Genomic DNA, 19,621 nt, shown 5'->3' on the forward strand with positions numbered 1-19,621 from the left:
GCGAGAAAGTAGCTGTGGTTACTGGTCTGTAAGCACACATAGGTGCTTATTGAGCGAATTCGGCGTATGCGGAAGGTTGAAAAAGAGGCTGTAAGCACGGTGTGAATCAACCCAAAAAAGGGGCAGTCCGCGATTGGACTGCCCTAAGCAAATAAGGTTATTGGTTACTCGGCAGACTGCTCCAAAATCACATAGCCGTAAGCCGGCAATGTGAGTTGAAGTTTACCGTCGTTGCTGCTTGCAACGGAAGAGCTTACTGCATATTTGCTAGTGTTTGATAACAATGCAGACCATGTCGATGAGCCGTTATCGGTGATGACAGCTGTTGCAATCGATCTTGCATCGGCCTTAGCATTTTCGATCGAGGCAGCCACTGGGGATGCAGAAGTCTCGCTTCCAGCAGTTGCAGCTGCTGGTTTCGCAAAGCCTCTAAAATCAACAGGATGAGGAGCAGCGTTGCAATCAGTCGGCTGAGCTTCAATTTCGAAGCTCAGATCAGCCGCTTCGCCACGAGCATTCATCGCGATAAGAAGCCGTTGGCTTCCTTCACGACGCTCATAGACCAAGGTACCATCTGCTGCGCCAACGTGCACGAAGCGAATATCAGCGCTGCGAAGCGCGCTGTACTTGTGGCGCAGTCCGATTGCGTCGGTATAGAACGTGAGCAATTCACGGTTTTGCTCCTCTGGGTCCCACACCATACATTTGCGGCAGCCTGGATCGCCAGCGCCATTGATGCCTACCTCATCGCCATAATAAATACATGGGGTTCCAGGGAAGGTCAGCTGGAAGAGCGAAGAGAGCTTCATCGCATCCGTATTATCCTCGCAGATCGTAAGCAGACGAGGCGTATCATGGCTATCGAGCAGGTTGAAAGCCGATTCTGTTACTTGCTGTGGATACGCTGCAAGCTGCGCTCCAATCGCATTAGCGAAGTCAGAGGCATCAATCGTTTGATAAGCAAAGAAATCAAGAACCGCATTCGTGAAAGGGTAGTTCATAACCGCATCGAATTGATCACCCTGCAGCCACATCATCGAATCATGCCAAATCTCGCCCAAAATATAAGCGTCTTTATTCACTGCTTTTACCGTCTGACGGAACTCACGCCAAAACTGATGATCAACCTCATTGGCAACGTCCAGTCTCCAGCCGTCGATTCCAATCTCCTCGATCCAGTAGCGAGCTACCTCGAACAAATATTGCTTCACCTCAGGATGCTCGGTGTTCAGCTTCGGCATAAGCGGCTCAAATGCGAAGGTCTCGTACGTCGGAACGCCGTCCACCACTTGCAGCGGCCATTCCCGAACATAGAACCAATCCGCATATTTTGACTGCTGTCCGTTCTTCTGAGCATCGACAAATGGAGGGAAGGTTTTGCCTGAGTGATTGAATACCGCATCAAGCAAGACACGAATGCCGCGTGCGTGACAAGCATCAACCAATTCCTTCAACTTCTCATTTGTGCCAAAATGCGGATCAACCTTCATGTAGTCTTGTGTATCATACTTGTGATTGGTCGTTGCTTCGAACAGCGGAGTGAAATATACCGCATTAATGCCAAGTGCTGAAATATGATCCAAGTGATCAATTACACCCTGGAGGTCACCGCCAAAAAAGTTTTTTGGCGTAGGCTCGCCGCCCCAAGGCAGCACATTTTCAGGATTGATCGAAGGATCGCCATTCGCGAAGCGTTCAGGGAATATTTGATAAAAGACAGCATCCTTCACCCAAGCTGGCGGCTCAAATACATCGATTGGATTAATATATGGGAAATCAAAAAAAGAATTTGAGTTGTCAGGAAGTGTAAGCTCGATACCTTTATCCGAGAAAATAATCGCCTCATCTCCACTTATTAAGCGGAACGCATAACGCAGCCTCCGAAAAGGAGGAATAACGGAAGTTTCCCAATAATCGAATCGTGCATCCGAAGTGAAAATATGCATAGGGACCGTTGTAATCGTTTGATCCCACGCGTACTTGTCGCCAACGATTGCTTCAACTACAGCAACATCGTCTTTTTTGGTACGCAAGCGGAGGTGCAGTGTCTTTCCGTCGTAGGCGTAAGCCCAGTTTTGCTTCGGTCTGTGATAAACAGCTTCTAATAACATAATTATCGCTCCTTCATGGAAGATGTGAGAAAAGATATGGAAACACGAAAAAAGGCACAACCTCTCTGCTCATAATAAGCCGAGGTTGTACCTTCTCCCATAACACGTTCAGGCGCCGCTCACGCGAAGCATATTGCGAACAAATGGTTGCGGTAGCATTGCCTTTCTATTGTAAATCTCAACACTTTTATTATACATAATTTGCACGTATTGTACTAGTCTAGTTTTGAAAAAAATTATGCATTAACCGCTTCATGCGCTAGCGATTCCAAGTAGCGCTCGCAATCCAGAGCAGCCATACAGCCGCTTCCAGCAGCGGTAATCGCTTGGCGGTAATTACGGTCTTGAACATCGCCGCAAGCGTATACGCCTGGGATGTTCGTCTCGGAAGTGCCCGGCTTCACAATAATGTAGCCTTGCTCATCGGTGTCGATTTGACCGCCAAGGAAGCCAGTATTAGGCGTGTGGCCGATCGTAATAAATACGCCGTCTGTTTCAAGCAATTCTTCCTCGCCCGTTTCATTATTGCGCACCTTCAACCCTTGCAAGCCCATGCCTGTTGCAGCAACTTCAAGCGGTGTACGGTTTAGGCTCCATACGATTTTGTCATTCGCACGAGCGCGATCCTGCATAATTTTTGATGCGCGCAGCTCATTGCGACGGTTAACTACTCTTACTTCGGAAGCGAAGCGAGTAAGGAACACGGCTTCTTCCATTGCGGAGTCGCCGCCGCCTACTACAATAATTTTTTTGCCGCGGAAGAAGAAGCCATCACAAGTTGCACATGTGCTTACGCCGCGACCGATATTTTCTTGCTCACCCGGAATGCCGAGGTATTTGGCTGAAGCGCCTGTAGAGATAATGATGGATTCGGCTTGCAACTCGCCAATGCCTTCCACGTCAAGCGTGTAGGGACGTTTGCTGAAGTCGACGCTTTTTACAGAGCCTGTTTTGAATTTTGCACCAAAACGCTGTGCTTGCTTACGCATGTTGGACATTAGCTCGCTGCCCAAAATACCATCAGGGAAACCTGGGAAGTTTTCTACTTCTGTTGTTGTTGTAAGCTGGCCGCCTGGCTGCCACCCTTCAATAACGAGCGGCTCCATGTTCGCGCGAGCCAAATAAATGGCAGCCGTCAATCCGGCAGGTCCTGTACCAATAATAATTGTTTTATGCATCATCTATATCCTCCATTCAAAATTCCGTTGAATAATAAATCCTACTTTAAAATTATTATAATGTAGCTTTAAAGTCAATATCGTTCATGTAACGTTCATGTTGGTCATGTATGCTGAAATCATAACGACATAAGTCTAATTGGAGGAAGAACAAAATGCCCAAAATCGTAGTTGCAGACGACGATCCAAACATTCGCGAGCTGGTAGCTCTTTTCCTAAAAAGAGAAGGCTGTCAGGTCATTGAAGCTATAGATGGTATAGACGCATTAGAGAAGCTGGACGTGGTACGACCAGATCTTGCGATCATTGATGTCATGATGCCCCGCATGGACGGGTGGGCGCTTTGCGCGGAACTGCGAGCGAGCTATGATATTCCACTGCTCATGCTGACTGCCAAGGGGGAAACCTCGCAGAAGGTGAAGGGGTTTGAGCTTGGTGCGGATGATTATATGGTCAAACCCTTTGATCCGCCAGAGCTCATAGCCCGGGTTAAGGCGCTGCTCAAAAGATACCGGATTACCGCTTCGCAGACGGTAGAGTTCGGCGATGTCCTCATGAATCGAACGGACTTTCATATGTCAGCTGGTGGCGAGAAGGTAACATTGCCGCCTAAGGAGTTTGAGCTTCTATTCAAGCTGGCAAGCTATCCTGGCAAAACCTTTGCCCGTGATCATCTGATTGAACAAATATGGGGGATGGACTATGAGGGGGATGAGCGCACGGTTGATGTACATATCAAAAGGCTGCGAGATCGATTTCCCGAGGAGCAATATCGTTTCCGTATCGTAACGATTCGCGGACTAGGGTATCGACTGGAGGTATGGTCATGATTCGCGGCCTTTACTTTCGAATTACAGCTACATTTCTCGTTATCGTTTTGATTAGCATCGGGGTCGCTTTTTTATTCACAAACCAAATGTTCAAGAGGGATGCAAGGGGTCAGCTGCCCAATCAGCTGGAGAAGTCGATTGCTCGCATTGAACAGCTTTATGCCGTCTCGAAGCCGGCAGATTTGCAAGCATTTTTGGAAGAGGTCTCAAGCTTGCAAGGGCAGTCAATTGTCGCTATTAGCAGCTCCAACTATTTAGTAAGGGCTGGCGAGCGAAGCGAGCTGATTATGGAGCGACTTACATTCGAGCAGCTAAGAAAAGTATTCGGCGGCAGCTCTGTCAGATTGGATGTATACACTAGCGAGGAGGTTAGCCCGCCTTCGCCGCCTGCTTTAGGGAAACTTGTGTCATTCGGCAATGAAAGATGGGCATTGTTCGTTCAGCCAAATCGTTTTCCGCAAAATAGCAACTTCTTATGGACGGCTGTCACGCTGCTTGTTACGCTGCTGCTCGTCGGAAGCGTACTTATTCTAATCGTAGCCCGTTATTTAGTGAGGCCGCTAAAAATGATGACGAACGCTGCGACGCGAATGTCACAGGGGGATTTCAGTGTACGGCTGCCCGCAAGACGCGGCGATGAGCTCGGTGAGCTTGCGCAGGGCATGAACAAAATGGCGCTCAGCTTATCACAGCTTGAAATGATGCGTCAGGATTTTGTATCCAATGTCTCGCACGAAATGCAGTCTCCCCTTACGTCGATTGGCGGCTTCGCAGAAGCACTGCGCAGCGAGGAGGTTACTGGAGCTGAGCGGGAGCGTTATATTAGCATCATTAAGCAAGAGAGCATGCGGCTTTCTCGGTTAAGTGAAAATTTACTTAATTTAGCATCGCTCGACTCGCAGCAGCATCCTTTTCACCCGCAGCCGTATCGACTGGATCGCCAGCTTAGAGACGTGGTGCTTGCCTGCGAGCCGCAGTGGATGGCCAAGAGGCAAACGGTCGAGCTGCTAATGGAGGAAACGGTGATTACTGCTGATCGTGATCAGCTTAATCAGGTATGGATGAATTTGCTTGCCAATAGCATGAAATTTACACCAGAGGACGGCAAAATCTTTTTGTCTTTGTCCGAACAGAATGGCTCCATTGTAGTTCGGATTACCGATACCGGGATAGGCGTTCATGAGGAGGATCGAGAGCGAATATTTGAGCGTTTTTATAAGGGTGATCTATCGAGGGATAGAAGCCAAGGCGGGAGCGGGCTTGGACTTTCGATCGCACAAACCATCATTCATATTCACGGCGGAACCATTGCGCTTGATCCAAGTGCGGACCAGCTTACTGGAGCAAGCTTTATGATTAAGCTCCCGTTTGCACGTGCAGCTTCTTAGTTATGGGACGAAGCTATTGAGGACATGGAAAAACGAGGGTGAAACCGTTATGATAAAAGGAGCGATTGCATAGAAAGCAAAGAGCTGGGGGAGATGTTAGGGTGGAGAAGCGGATTCGGAAAGCGATCATTCCTGCTGGGGGATTAGGGACAAGGTTTTTGCCGGCTACGAAAGCGCAGCCGAAAGAAATGCTGCCTATTATCGATAAGCCTGCTATTCAATATATCGTAGAAGAGGCTGTAAATTCAGGCATCGAGAGTATCGTAATCGTCAGCGGACGCAACAAACGAGCGATCGAGGACCATTTTGACAAATCTGCCGAGCTCGAAATGGAGCTGGAAGCGCGTCATAACGAAGAAATGCTGGAGATGGTGCGGAAAATATCACAGCTGGCAGATATTTATTATGTTCGTCAGAAGGAGCCGCTAGGCCTTGGCCATGCAGTGCTTTGTGCACGCCGCTTCATAGCGGACGAGCCGTTCGCGGTATTGCTAGGCGACGATATTTTGAAAGCTGATCCGCCTTGCTTACGGCAAATGATGGATGTGTACGAGAGGGAACAGTCATCTGTTGTAGCTGTGATGGAGGTGCCATGGGATCAGACGCATAAATATGGTATTGTTGATATTGAGCGGGATAAGCAGGTAGCGCGAGTACGCAACATTATTGAAAAACCGGCGCAAGGACAAGCCCCGTCCAACTATGCGGTTGTTGGACGCTACGTCCTTGATCCTGTCATATTTGAGCTGCTTGAGAAAGCGACGCCAGGCAAAGCTGGGGAAATTCAACTGACGGACAGCTTACAGCAATTAAATCATATCTCTTCTTTAATGGCTTATCGGTTCGATGGTATTAGACATGATGTAGGCGACAAGCTTGGTTTTGTACAAGCTACGATTGATTTTGCATTAGAGCGTGCGGATCTAGGCGATGAGGTCAGAAAGTATATGCTGGAGAGGCTGAAGGAAACGCAGTTCTAATCCATGAGAAATGAAGGCCGCCAATGAGCGGCTTTTTATTTTGTCTTTTGGCCGGTTCTATGGTTAGAACTTGAGATCATGTACGTACAAGTTCAGCGTATGATATACTACAGGAATACAACTAACGGAGTTGAGGTGTGAAGTGAAGGAACAGCAAACGCCCAAATATATGCAATTAAAGCAGGAAATTATATCCTGGATCGTCACAGCACAGTTTAAGCCGCACGAGAAGCTGCCATCGGAGAATGAGATCGGCAAGCAATTCGAGATGAGCCGGCAAACGGTGCGCCAAGCGCTCGGTGATTTGGAGCAGGAGGGCTGGCTCTACCGCGTACAAGGGAAAGGGACGTTTGTGTCGGACCAATCTGCGCCGGAGCGGAAAAACTCATCCCAAGGGATGACGATCGGGATGATTACGACCCATATATCAGATTATATATTCCCAACCATCGTCAGAGGCGTCGAATCGAGCTTGCGCGCTGTAGGGGCAAGACTTCTGCTGGCGAGCACGGATAATGAAAAGGATAAAGAAAAGGACAGTCTGGAGTCGATGCTGCGCGAGCCGCTGACCGGGCTCATTATTGAGCCGACGAAGAGCGCGGAGGGCAACCCGAACTTTAATTATTTTTTGGCGCTCGATGCGCTCAAAATTCCATACATTATGCTCAATGAGCGATACAGCGACGTGGATGCGCCATGCTTGCGCGTGGATGACGAGCTTGGCGGCTATCGTGCCGCAGAGCATTTAATTAAGCTCGGCCATACGCGAATCGCTGGATTTTTTAAGACGGATGACTTTCAAGGCGTTCACCGGATGCGCGGTTTTTTACGGGCTCATCGGGAGCAAGGGCTCACGGTTCCACCGGATTATTTGCTGCGCTATACGACGGAGGAGAAGCAGGACAAGCCGATGCAGGCCTTGTTTGCGATGCTGCAGCGTGAGCCGGATCAGCGGCCGACCGCTATTATTTGCTATAACGATGAGCTGGCTGTAAAAATGCTTGATATTGTGAGGCAGGCTGGCTTAACGGTGCCTGAGGATCTTTCGATTGTCGGTTTTGATGATGCGAATCTGGCTACGGCTACCGAAGTGAAGCTGACAACCGTTGCGCATCCAAAAACAGAAATGGGCACGGATGCGGTCGAATTGCTGCTTAGTATGCTGGATAAGCAGCACCAGCGGCGACAAACGCAGGATAAAATATATGATCCGCAGCTCGTTATACGTGATTCAACTAGACCGCCGCAAAGCTAAGCTGATGCTGAACGGTTAATGCTTTTTATATGGATGAATAAAAAAGACGTGACACACTTGTACGTACAACTTATAATAAAGCAAAGATATTCTATGGCGATGTCCGTATAAGTGAATGCGGATCAGCATAGAAATGTGAGCTTGAAGGGAGCGATAAGTGGTCATGTTAGAAGCATTGAAGCATGCGGTTTGGGAAGCGAATATGGATCTTCCAAAGTACGGATTAGTTACATTTACTTGGGGCAACGTCAGCGGTGTAGATAGAGAGTCTGGTTATGCGGTTATTAAGCCGAGCGGCGTTCCTTACGAGGAGTTAAAAGCCGAGCAGATGGTTGTCGTAGATTTGGAAGGCAATGTAATTGAAGGAAATCTTCGACCTTCCTCGGACACGGCTACTCATGTGCTGCTCTACAAAGCGTTTCCTTCGATAGGCGGAATTGTACACACCCATTCGCCTTGGGCGACAAGCTGGGCACAGGCAGGGCGCTCTATTCCATCGCTTGGCACGACGCATGGCGACTATTTCTATGGCGAGGTGCCTTGCACACGTGCGATGACAGAAGCGGAAATCAACGGGGCATATGAGCTGGAAACAGGCAATGTCATCGTTGAAACCTTCCATAAAAACCATATCGATCCAAACCAAGTGCCTTCGGTGCTCGTAAACAGCCACGCTCCTTTTTGCTGGGGCAAAGACCCGCATAACGCCGTTCATAATGCGGTTGTGCTGGAGGAAGTGGCGAAGATGGCTCTTCATACGTATCAGCTTAACCCGAATGTTCAGCCGATGGATCAAGCTTTATTGGACCGACACTATTTACGCAAGCACGGAGCGAACGCCTACTACGGCCAAAAATAAGGAGGATTCGGATAATGAGCAAAAAATACGCAATTGGTGTAGACTACGGCACGCAATCGGGCCGAGCTGTTCTTGTGGATCTATCTAACGGTGCCGAGGTAGCGGAGCATGTCACGCCGTATACTCACCACGTTATTGATGAGAAGCTTCCGGTATCTGGCATTAAGCTTGAGCATGACTGGGCGCTTCAGCATCCGCTTGACTATATTGAAGTGTTGGAATTGTCGGTTCCTGCTGTGATGAAGGAATCGGGTATCCATGCTGCTGATGTCATCGGTTTAGGCATCGATTTTACAGCATGTACAATGCTTCCTATTGATGAAGAGGGAGCGCCGCTTTGTGTGCAGGATGCCTACAAGGATAATCCGCATAGCTGGGTGAAGCTGTGGAAGCATCACGCTGCGCAAGATGAGGCTAACCTTATCAACGAAATGGCAGCGCAGCGCGGTGAGAAGTGGGTGCCGCGTTATGGAGGCAAAATATCATCGGAGTGGATGATGGCCAAAGCATGGCAGATTTTGAACGAGGCGCCGGACATTTATGAAACTGCAGATAAATTTGTTGAAGCGACGGATTGGGTTATCGGCCAATTGACCGGCAATATCGTTCGCAACAGCTGCACGGCCGGCTACAAAGGCATGTGGCATAAGCAAGAGGGCTACCCAAGCAAGGATTTTTTCAAAGCGCTTGATCCTCGTTTAGAAAACCTGACAGAAACGAAGCTGCGCGGCGAAGTTGTACCGCTTGGCTCGAAGGCTGGAGAATTGCTTCCTGATATGGCTGCCCGCATCGGACTTGCGCCAGGCACGGCGATCGCGGTTGGCAATGTGGATGCGCATGCGGCGGTGCCAGGTGTTGGCGTCGTTACGCCAGGCAAGCTGGTTATGGCGATGGGCACATCAATTTGCCACATGCTGCTCGGAACGGAAGAGAAGGAAGTGGAAGGAATGTGCGGTGTCGTTGAGGACGGCATCATTCCGGGTTACTTTGGCTACGAAGCGGGACAATCAGCGGTTGGCGATATTTTTGAATGGTTCGTTGAGGAATCTGTTCCAGCCTACGTGCTTCAAGAGGCGGAGCAGGCTGGCGAAAATGTACATGTTTATTTAACTCGTAAAGCCAGCGAGCTGAACGTTGGCGAATCCGGCGTTCTGGCGCTTGACTGGTGGAATGGAAACCGCTCGGTACTTGTGGATACGGATTTGACAGGCACCATTATAGGCCTCACCTTGCTAACGAAGCCTTGGGAAATTTACCGCGCCCTTCTTGAAGCAACGGCATTTGGCACACGCAAAATCGTCGATGCGTTCCACAGCAACGGGGTTGAAGTAAATGAATTGTACGCATGCGGCGGATTGCCGCAGAAGAACGCGCTGCTCATGCAGATTTATGCAGATGTAACGAATCGCGAGATCAAGGTCGCAGCATCCAAGCAAACGCCTGCACTTGGTGCAGCGATGTTTGGAGCAGTAGCAGCTGGTGCTGCAAAGGGCGGTTTCGACAGCATTGTTGATGCGGCTCAGAAGATGGCTCGTGTACGCGAAGAAACGTTCAAGCCGATTCCGGCAAACGTTGCAGTTTACGAGAAGCTGTATGCGGAATATAATTTGCTGCACGACTACTATGGACGCGGCGCAAATGATGTAATGAAACGCCTTAAGGTTATAAAAGAAGAGCAAGCTTAGGTAGCTATTATTCAATCATATATATACCAAAAAAACGACTCCAGCATTTAATTATGCGAGGGAGTCGTTTTTTTTATTAATTTCTAGCTTTTTCCACTATTCTTGTCGAAAATGTACAGAATTTGTACAGAAACGAATGTTATTATAGGTCGTCGGACTTATAAAAAAGAGACATAAGAAAGTAGACAACTTTTGAAAACGATCTTATTAGTAAAGGAGAGTACGGGAATGATGGAAGATGGTAGGTCTATGGAACCAAGAGGTTCTAGGAACAGAGGTCGAATGAACAGCAGACTGTGGCGAAAACGGTTATTTACCGCATTTATGGCATTTGCGGTGCTGCTCGTTCAGCTTTTCCCTGTTCCATACGCAGCAAGTGCTGCAGCACTTGATACAGGAGCGACTTATTTTACCGGTACGGATAACTGGGGCGGCGGAGCTGCGAACAGTGCAGCTGACGGCGATGTAGACAGCAGCACGGGGAACGGTACGGCTCTTTATCCGATCGAATTTAAAATTAAAGACATTAAAGCCAAACCTACAAAAAGCGCTTATATGCTTATACGGGCTCTTGATGTAGACGAATACGATGAATCAAACAAAAGCGGTACAGGCGAGTGGGACCGTGTATATTTCTCATCTAACCCTGCAGATATTGCATTAGGTGCACCTACAACCCCATGGCCAGCAAATTTTGGGTCTGCTACATACAAGAAGGAATTCCCTCAAGCATTTAACTTGGGCGCTTTATCCGGAAAAAATGATGTGTGGAATACGACCGTTCTGGAAATTAAACCTGATCAATGGAATAGTATCGTCGCCAATCAGGATTTATATGTTGGCATTTCCGTACATCATTATTTCATGAATACTTCTAATTTCAACAGCGGTTGGGTGACGACCATCGATTGGGGTCAGCTTGTCATTGACGGCGGCGTGAGAGAGACCGGAGAAATTACCGGAGCCGCTGTTGCTGTTACGAAAGACAAAGTAACGATAAATACAGGTTTCTTGCCTAAAAAAGACGGAAACTTCTATATGGAAGTCAACGTTATTGAGAAAACGAAAGTCGGCAATGAGATTAGGGAGAAAAACTTGGATTTGTCGCAGAAGTACTTTAGCGGCTCCAAGCAAGGAACCGAGCAGAAATGGGACAACATTGTACTTAATGCTCCTGGAGCAGATCCAAGCAAAGAATACACGGTAAATATTATATTGTTCGACAAGCAGCCAGATAAGAATGAACCTGGAACAGCACAGCATATTTATTCGATGTCTACGTTTGACCCTGCCGTAAAAGATATTGCAAAAGCGGGACCTCAATACGAGCCAACGAATTTTACGCTAACTGACTTCAGCAGCAAATATTATCGTGTAACAGGTGAAGCGCAAGCAGCTAAGCTTGAAAAAGTGAAAATCGTTTCGCTTCCAAGCGGCGGCAAGCTCCAGCTTGCAGGAGTGGACGTTAAATTAGATGACGAAATTGCTAAGGCAGATGTCGCTAAATTGACCTTCGTTCCAGATGCAGCAGGTTTAACGGGCACGACTTCATTTAAGTGGAATGGCTATGATGGAAGCAAGTACGCGGCTATCGATGGAACAGTAACGATTACTGCAAATGCCGCTCCTGTTGTAACAGATATGAATAAGGCTATTAATCAAGGTGAAACACTGACATTTACAGCTTCAGATTTCACAAGCCAGTATACGGATGCAACTTTGCCGAAGGAAAACTTAAGCAAGGTGAAAATTGTTTCATTGCCGGCGCCAACTGCCGGTAAGCTGATGATCACAAACGGTGGTTCTGCTGTAGCTGTGGCTGTGGGCGATGAAATCAGTGCAGCTGATTTGGGCAAGCTGAGCTTTGTTCCTGCGAGCAATGCCAGCGGTACAGCTTCGTTTGAGTGGAATGGCTCAGACGGCGTTCAGTATGCGAAGGATAATAAGCAAGTGACCATCGCGATTAATACTGCGCCTATTGTTAGTAACATTTCTTTTGCAGCTATAGCTGGCAATACGGTTCAAATGAAAGCTACCGATTTCACTAATGCGAATGCATATAGCGATGCGGATGGCGATGCATTGACCAAAGTACGTATTAACCTGCCAGCCAACTTTTCCAATAGCGGAAAGCTGCGTTATACATCCGAAGGGGTGGACTTCGTAGTATCTTCTAATACAGAAATTTCTTTAACGGAATTAAATACGCTGCGTTTCGTTCCAGCTGCAAATTTGGCGGAAGAAAGTACAGTTACCTTCACTTGGGATGGATTTGATGGCAAACAGTATTCTTTATCGCCAGCAAATGTGAGCATTACTTATACGAACGACCCTGTCGTGAGCAACATTGCGAAGGACGGTCTTCAATATGAGCCGACTGCTTTTACAGCTGACGAGTTTAGAAGCCAATATGCGAAAGCAAACGGTGCTGCTAATTACAATGGACTTCAGCTTGTGAAGATCGTTACTCTGCCAGCAGTGGGACAAGGCTCCTTGTTCCTAGGCAGCAAGGCAGTTGAAGCCGGTGATGAAATTGCGATCGGTGAAGTGGATGCATTATCCTTTGTTCCAGCTGATGCTGGATTCACAGGTACGGCAGCATTTAATTGGAATGGTTATAATGGATCGAAATACGCGAAGCAGCCAGCTGCGGTAACTATTAAAGCGAATGCTGCTCCAACGGTAGAACAGATTAATAAGGAGATATTGAAAGGTGGCACAGTGCCTTTTGCAATTAAGGACTTTACGGATTCGTACAGCGATTCCAACAGTGAGAGCTTAAGCAGAGTAAAGCTCGTATCGCTCCCAGATCCTGCAAAAGGCAAGCTTGTTTTTCAAATAGGCAATGGCCCAGTTTATGACATTACGACTGCCGGCTTTGTCATTAAAGCAAGTGACTTAGATGGTTTAACCTTTGTGCCTGCTGCAGGCGTGACGGGTTCAGTAACATTCGACTGGAACGGCTCGGACGGCAAGCAATATGCGAAGGAAAACAAGAAGGTTACGATTACTATTAATACTCCGCCAGTTGTAGACGACATTATAAAAGCGGGACTTTCTGGTGAAATTATTGCTTTTAAAACAACGGATTTCACGGAATCGCCTCGTTACACAGATGCAGATGGCGATTTGCTGAAAGAAGTTGCGATTATTGTTCCAGCAAATTTCAATCAGAGCGGAACGCTTTGGTACACACCTTCTGTTGGTGAGTCTGTCTATATGGTGCCAGGCAGTACTGAAATCATTGCAAAAAGCGATTTGGAAAGTCTTAAATTCCAGCCTTCAACCTCATTAGCAGAAGGAAGCACGGTTGAATTTGGTTGGAGGGGCAGCGATGGGAAACAATTTGCAGAAGCGGCTGCTGCAATCACTATTGGCTACAACGGCAAGCCGGTTGCGGAACCAATCACTGTAAATGTTGCCGAAGGGGCAACTGATATTATTATTGTTTTTAAAGGTTCAGATCGCGAGACAGTTACGAAGCTAGTTTACGGTTTAGAGAGCAATCCAGGCAAAGGTACGCTAGAGCCTGCCGATTATAATGTATCAGGTGATACATGGATCTATAAACCGGGTTCGGATTTTATATCTGGTCAAGATAGCTTTACGTACACTGTAACGGATGGAGATAATCAAGTTTCAGCTCCTGCAACGGTGACGATCAATATTCATAGAGCTCTCGATGGATGGGCCGGAGACAAAGCGCAGGGCGAGGTAGATGTATTAAAAATCATTCCAGGCGAACAGCTTAAGCTGAGTGCCGTTAGTTCCTTGCTTGCTAAGAACGTTACGGCGAATGTGAACGGTATTATCGTACCGCTTACGCTTGTCAATCAGGATACCTTCGTAGCAGACGGCTATAAGAAGTGGGAAAATACAACGTATTTACTTCCTGAATTAACAGCAGCAAGCAAATACGAAGTTACATTTAAGGCGCTAGACGATGAAGGAGGCTTATTGCCTTCAGAGACAAAATTAGCGGATAACAGCTTTGAAGTGGTTAAAGCAGTACTGGCGTTAACCGCAAGTCCAGAGAAAATTTTGGGCGATGGCAAATCAACAACCGAGTTATCAGCATTGCTAACAAATGCAGATGGCACTCCAATTAAAGGTGTAACGGTTATTTTTGAAGCTCCTGCAGGTAAAGGGACGTTTGTTGGTGGAAACACGGCGGTCACTGACGAACAAGGGTTAGCGAAGGTTACGTACAAATCACAGCAAATTACAGGCATCAACGAGCAGCAGATTCCGATTCAAGCGAATGTGTACAACAAAGAGCGTGGCTTGAAGGAACAGGATGAGATCATTATTACCTTCTTGCCTGCGGCAGTTAAAGGGTTTATTACAAAGGGAGATACGAATTCGCCGATTGCTGGCGCAAGTGTTCGCGTAACGCTTGATCTAGATGGCGACGGCGTGATCACACCAGGAACAGACTTTGATGAAACAGTTATTACTGATGCTAGCGGAGCTTATTATGTAGTAGTTCCGAAAGGCGATGTCGTTTATGAGCTGGAAGTGACGCAGACGGTTGATGTTGGCGGCGTTCCTACACCTGTAACCTACAAGCAATCGGCTCAAGTTGGTGAAGTAACAGGAGCAGGCGAGGAAAACTTTGAATCCGAGAAAACGGTAACAGGTATCGTGCTGCTTAAGCAGCCAGATGGCAAGTCTTCTTTGTTCAATACTGATCTGCTTGCTAAGACTAGTATTTATTTGAAACAAGCGGATGGCAGCTACATTTCCGAAGGCGGAGCTCCGAAAGCATTTGCACTTAGCCCGCAAGGCGTATTTAATGCGAATGGGCTTGCTATTGGAGAATACGAGTTGGAAATTAGATATGAAGTCGAACCTGGCAAGGAAATAATTTTCAGCCATGCTGTGGTCAAAGTAACGGCTTCAGGGGAAATGAATATTTCTGAGGCGCTTGTCGATCCATATGGAACGGTTACTAATTCGGTTACAAAAGCAGTAATTGAAGGAGCGTCCGTTGTCCTTTATTACGCGGACACAGCAAGAAATAAAGGCAAAGGGATTATACCTAACACGGAGGTTGTTTTGCCGGCTCTCGTTGGTTTTGAACCAAATGACAATGCGAGTCCAGAACAGCTGACTGATGCACACGGTTTCTATGCCTATATGGTGTATCCAGAAACGGATTATTATCTTGGTGTAATGAAGAATGGGTTCTATAATTATAAAAGCCCAGTTCTCTCCGTTGAATGGGAGATTGTCAAACATGATCTAGAGTTGATGCCTTTTGAGGCAAATGTTCCATCTGTCAATCCTGCGCTTACTCTTTCAGTCGACAAGAACAAAGTAAAAGAAGGAACAACGTCGACTCTAACGGTGGATTACAAAAACAACTCCAGCAGTCCAATGGCAGCAGGAGAAATCAAGGTCAAGATTCCAGCGGGCGCAGCTGTTGTGGATGCAGCTGGCGGAATTGTAACAGACAACACCATTGTATGGAAAGTAACAAATGTACAAGGAGGACAGAACGGCAGCTTCAAAGTGGTCATCGAATGGCCGCTTATGAAAGCAGCAGATACGGCATTTGATATTTCGGGTGAATTTATCGGGAATAGTGCTACTGTCCAATCATCAGTAAAAGTAAATGTATTCTCAGATCGCTTCGGAGAGCTTACTCATACTCGTTATATTCTTGGATACCCGGATAAGGAATTCAAGTCAGAAGGCTCATTGACTCGTGCGGAGCTTGCAGCAATTGTTGCAAGACTATCTGGAAACGAGAAAGTGGAAGAGCCGCTTTCATTTAACGATATTCGCAAAGGTCACTGGGCGACGAACTACATCCAAAGCGTTACGCTAAACGGCTACTTCAGCGGATACGAAGACGGCTCTTTCCGTCCAGATGCGGCAGTTACAAGAGGAGAGCTTGCAGCGGTTATGGCAAGGTTCCTCAAGCTTGAAGTGAGTGCGCCTGCGACAGTCCACTTTAAGGATACTTCAGGCTACTGGGCAGCAGACACGATTGAAGCTTTGTTTAATGGCAAGTTTTTGACCGGTTATCCGGACGGAAGCTTTAAGCCGAAAAAAGAAATTACTCGTGTTGAAGCAGTTACGATGATCAATCGTATGCTTTATCGCGGTCCGCTTCAGGGGCTGGCTCCATTGTTCCCTGATATGCCGCAAAGCCACTGGGGCTTTGGCGATGTACAGGAAGCAACGATCTCACACAAAGCTGAGCGCAAGGAAGACGGCAGCGAAAAATGGATCGAAAGCATCAATGATAGCGTGAAATAAAGAGCATTAGTATAAGCAGCCTATCTGTTCACAGTGTATTGTGACCATGATAGGCTGCTTTTTTTAAATATGGCTCCATTTCCCACTATAAAAAAATGGAGATCATTTACTTTTTGATATAGAATAGATAGATATGTTTAGAGAGAAACGTGGGCTGGGGGATGAACGGAAGTGTATTGCCATCATTGTGAAAAAAAACAGACGGATGATGCCATTTATTGCAGCCAGTGCGGCAGATTGCTTGCTGATGGAGAAGAAACTGCAGCGGCTCTAAGTACTGAGCGATCTATGCTTTTATCGGAGCGGGCTTCTGTAGAGATAGACGCAACAAGCCAGCAGCCGGGCAAGCCTAAAAATACGCGGAGACGTAGAGCTAAGAGCTCTATTTTGGCATGGCTGATGCCTATCATTTTAGCACTTGTTACCGCTGGTTCCGTATTTAGTTACTATATATATCAATCCGAAATAAATGATAGAGTCATCAAGCTTCATGTTGAGGCGAAGGCGGAGGCGCTAGCAGGGAAATATGACAAGGCGCAGAAGCTGCTGCAGGAAGCCTCGGATGCGCGTCCAGGCTTTGGCGCTCTGCAGAAGGATGCGGAGATCGTTGCCGTTGTCGCAGAGCTGGCACAGTCAATTACAGCAGCGGGGGAGCAGCTGGAGGAGCGGAAGCTTGAAGAGGCAGAACAGACACTGGAGCGGATCAACGGTGAATTAAAGGGTCATAAAGAGCCAATCTATATAAAGATTAAGCATCAGCTTGACGACTATAACGTTAAACTTGGTGTCATGAGGCTGACGGAAGAACTGGCAGGTCTGAATACAGTGGATGAGCTTGAGTCAAGGCTTAACATTGCGAATCAATTAGACGGTGAAGAGGCGCTAGCTGTAAAAGAGCAAATTGTCGCCAAAATCGTCGATATAAGCTATAAGGATGCCGAAGCATTGCTTAAGAAAAAAAACTATTCGGACGCGTTGGCACTGACGGACCGAGCGCTGCTTTTTGCCAAGGATAATGAGCGGATTATGTCACTGGCCAAAAAGATAACTGATGCACAGGCAGATTACGAGAAAAGGGAACAGCGAAGATTAGAGCAAGCGATGCAGCAGGCTGCAGCAGAGGATCTAAAAAATCAGACGGCAGCCGTCGAGGTAGTTAAAATCGAATCGACGCTCGATGAGTTCGGAGATTTAAATATTGTAGGCGAGCTGAAAAATGCGGCTACACGGCCTATTTATTCGATTAGCGTTCAATTTATCGTCTACGATGCTGACGGCAAAGAGGTAGGCAAGGGCAAGGCAGAGGCGACGCCGGATTATGTTGATCCAGGCCAGAAAATCACCTTTAATAGTACGGTATATGGGGTTTATGTAGAGAATACAACCGTCGTCGTTGATCACGCGACTTGGTATTTGGATTAAGGGGGGAGATGTGATGAGAAAACGAGCTTGGATTAGCGTCATCGCTTCTACTCTCATTGTATGTGGAGGATTGGCTGCTGCGTTAGCCATTCATTCAGAGGTGCCAAACAGGCTGACGGGAAAGCCGTTGCTTGCGGTAGCTGATGAGACGAAGCAGAAGTCTCTTAAGGATATTATTTTTGAAACGCAGAAGCTGGTCGTCATGATTGAAAATGAAAACGGGGATCAAGGCTCAGGCTTCCTCTATAATAAGCAAGGGGATCTCATTACGAATGCGCATGTTGTCGCTGGCTCCCATACTGTGAAAATTAAAACAGCGGATGCGCGCGAGCTGGACGGAAAAGTCATTGGCATTAGCACGGAAACGGATATTGCGGTTGTTCGTGTGAAGGAACTGGCTGGAACGGAGCCGCTGCAGGTAGAGCGTAAAGAAAGAGCGGAAGTCGGGGACGAAGTGCTTGCTGTCGGCAGTCCGCTCGGATTTCAAAATACGGTCACTACCGGTATTGTCAGCGGGCTAGGAAGAACCTTCAAAATTGATTCCTACTTGTATTCGGATCTCTATCAAATTTCTGCGCCAATTGCTCCTGGTAATAGTGGTGGACCGCTCGTTGATCAGAAAACGGGATCGGTGCTGGGCATTAACTCTGCTGGTTATGAGCAAGGTTCAATTGGCTTTAGTATCCCCATTGCGAACGTAATCGATATCGCTGAAGGCTGGTCTACTAAACCGATGACTAAGCTGCCTGATCTGGAGCTTTCGGATAAGGAACTGAAGATGGAAGATGAAGCGAAGATTGAGGAATATGCTGATTATCTCGTTACTCATTTTTATGACAGTCTGAACAATGCCGATTATGTCTATGCTTATTCATTGCTAGGCGGCAATTGGAAGGAAGGGACGAGCTACGAGAAGTTCAGGGCAGGTTATTTGGGGACGCTGAATGTGGTCATCGAAAATATGCATGTGACGGAGAGCAGAGAAGACAAAGCTACCGTTATCGCTGTTATTTCAGTAGATGAGCGGGTCGAAGGCAAATATGTGTTAAGCAAATACCAAGTGACCTATGAGGTCGGCTACGAGAACGATCAATTAAAGCTGCTCAGCGGCAAAGGTAAGGCTATTAAGTAAAGAATGACGTTTAAAAAGCTAGAAAAAGTCGGTCAGGGGAGACCGCTTTTTCTAGCTTTTTTTGTGTAGCTGTGGGACGTTTTTAATGAGGAATTTATTGATCAATCGTCAGTTCTAATTAAATTTCTATGCTTGTATTTTCGATTTCACCCTCGCGCAAAACTGGGCTTAAAAAGAGTTCAAGTGCTACAGAGTCATTGCGCTGAAGCGGGAAGCTGAGCAGCGATGCTGGAATTACGCGTCCGTTCAGTACAAGTTGATAGCTGGTATTGCCGCCAATAGGTACTCCACTAACGGAATTAATTTGACCATTAAAGCTGAAGCTAACAACCCCCGTTTCCGCTAGAGCCTGATAGATGCTCAAACCCGGTCGGAAAGGAATGCGATACGCCTCAGTTATGCTAGGAAACGCTCTTCCACCGTTTATGAGAACCGTTACGGTCGCCTGTGGTCCCGCAGGCGGGAACAGCCATGGCCCACCGATCCAGAAGCCCCCCGGCCCAAAACCGCCGGG

Annotated in this window: 12 protein-coding genes; 9 read left to right on the forward strand and 3 right to left on the reverse strand. The window is 47.3% G+C overall.

Features of this window, described 5'->3' with window-relative positions; all coding sequences use genetic code 11:
- Positions 1-164 precede the first annotated feature (164 nt).
- Entirely contained in the window at positions 165-2,111 is a 1,947-nt protein-coding gene (locus ACIFSR_RS34580) for a glycoside hydrolase family 13 protein (protein WP_430063770.1), read from the reverse strand.
- Positions 2,112-2,347: 236 nt separating this feature from the next.
- Positions 2,348-3,289: a thioredoxin-disulfide reductase gene (trxB, locus tag ACIFSR_RS34585; protein ID WP_076268899.1), complete on the reverse strand. Its 942-nt coding sequence runs from the start codon at positions 3,287-3,289 to the stop codon at positions 2,348-2,350.
- A gap of 155 nt (positions 3,290-3,444) precedes the next feature.
- Here trxB and ACIFSR_RS34590 point away from each other — a divergent pair, with 155 nt between their 5' ends.
- The 9 genes from ACIFSR_RS34590 (at position 3,445) to ACIFSR_RS34630 (ending at position 19,107) form a co-directional block, all read left to right on the forward strand.
- The gene (locus ACIFSR_RS34590) at positions 3,445-4,119 is read left to right on the forward strand and encodes a response regulator transcription factor (RefSeq protein WP_339206842.1); all 675 of its coding nucleotides are present in this window, start codon (positions 3,445-3,447) and stop codon (positions 4,117-4,119) included.
- Positions 4,116-5,507 carry a HAMP domain-containing sensor histidine kinase gene (locus ACIFSR_RS34595; RefSeq protein WP_430063772.1) on the forward strand — a complete coding sequence of 464 codons (1,392 nt, stop codon included), beginning with the start codon at positions 4,116-4,118 and terminating at the stop codon, positions 5,505-5,507. The genes ACIFSR_RS34590 and ACIFSR_RS34595 overlap by 4 nt, the downstream gene beginning before the upstream one ends.
- Positions 5,508-5,608: 101 nt before the next feature.
- Positions 5,609-6,487, forward strand: a complete 879-nt coding sequence (gene galU / locus ACIFSR_RS34600; RefSeq protein ID WP_430063774.1) for a UTP--glucose-1-phosphate uridylyltransferase GalU — start codon at positions 5,609-5,611, stop codon at positions 6,485-6,487.
- A 142-nt stretch (positions 6,488-6,629) separates the two neighbouring features.
- Complete coding sequence (locus ACIFSR_RS34605; protein ID WP_339206847.1) at positions 6,630-7,742, forward strand: GntR family transcriptional regulator; 1,113 nt, start codon at positions 6,630-6,632, stop codon at positions 7,740-7,742.
- 163 nt (positions 7,743-7,905) lie between these two features.
- Positions 7,906-8,601 (forward strand): L-ribulose-5-phosphate 4-epimerase, encoded by a 696-nt coding sequence (araD, locus tag ACIFSR_RS34610; RefSeq protein ID WP_339206848.1) that lies wholly within the window; start codon positions 7,906-7,908, stop codon positions 8,599-8,601.
- A 14-nt stretch (positions 8,602-8,615) separates the two neighbouring features.
- Complete coding sequence (locus ACIFSR_RS34615) at positions 8,616-10,286, forward strand: ribulokinase (protein ID WP_339206850.1); 1,671 nt, start codon at positions 8,616-8,618, stop codon at positions 10,284-10,286.
- A 282-nt stretch (positions 10,287-10,568) separates the two neighbouring features.
- Positions 10,569-16,553: an S-layer homology domain-containing protein gene (locus ACIFSR_RS34620; RefSeq protein ID WP_430063777.1), complete on the forward strand. Its 5,985-nt coding sequence runs from the start codon at positions 10,569-10,571 to the stop codon at positions 16,551-16,553.
- Between the two features lie 171 nt (positions 16,554-16,724).
- Entirely contained in the window at positions 16,725-17,975 is a 1,251-nt protein-coding gene (locus ACIFSR_RS34625) for an FxLYD domain-containing protein (RefSeq protein WP_430063779.1), read from the forward strand.
- Between the two features lie 13 nt (positions 17,976-17,988).
- Positions 17,989-19,107, forward strand: a complete 1,119-nt coding sequence (locus ACIFSR_RS34630) for a S1C family serine protease (protein WP_076268858.1) — start codon at positions 17,989-17,991, stop codon at positions 19,105-19,107.
- A gap of 118 nt (positions 19,108-19,225) precedes the next feature.
- Here ACIFSR_RS34630 and ACIFSR_RS34635 read toward each other — a convergent pair.
- Positions 19,226-19,621 (reverse strand): hypothetical protein (locus ACIFSR_RS34635; RefSeq protein WP_430063781.1); only part of this gene is annotated, 396 nt, incomplete at its 5' end.

Origin of the sequence: Paenibacillus sp. NRS-1760, from assembly GCF_050467785.1 — a bacterium.
GTDB lineage: Bacteria > Bacillota > Bacilli > Paenibacillales > Paenibacillaceae > Pristimantibacillus.

Bases quoted from the DNA above. Each gene is read 5' to 3' on its own strand.
- ACIFSR_RS34630 (WP_076268858.1), top strand. From the start codon at position 17,989: ATGAGAAAACGAGCTTGGATTAGCGTCATCGCTTCTACTCTCATTGTA.
- ACIFSR_RS34615 (WP_339206850.1), top strand. From the start codon at position 8,616: ATGAGCAAAAAATACGCAATTGGTGTAGACTACGGCACGCAATCGGGC.
- ACIFSR_RS34595 (WP_430063772.1), top strand. From the start codon at position 4,116: ATGATTCGCGGCCTTTACTTTCGAATTACAGCTACATTTCTCGTTATC.
- araD (WP_339206848.1), top strand. From the start codon at position 7,906: ATGTTAGAAGCATTGAAGCATGCGGTTTGGGAAGCGAATATGGATCTT.
- ACIFSR_RS34620 (WP_430063777.1), top strand. From the start codon at position 10,569: ATGAACAGCAGACTGTGGCGAAAACGGTTATTTACCGCATTTATGGCA.
- ACIFSR_RS34590 (WP_339206842.1), top strand. From the start codon at position 3,445: ATGCCCAAAATCGTAGTTGCAGACGACGATCCAAACATTCGCGAGCTG.
- ACIFSR_RS34580 (WP_430063770.1), bottom strand. From the start codon at position 2,111: ATGTTATTAGAAGCTGTTTATCACAGACCGAAGCAAAACTGGGCTTAC.
- trxB (WP_076268899.1), bottom strand. From the start codon at position 3,289: ATGCATAAAACAATTATTATTGGTACAGGACCTGCCGGATTGACGGCT.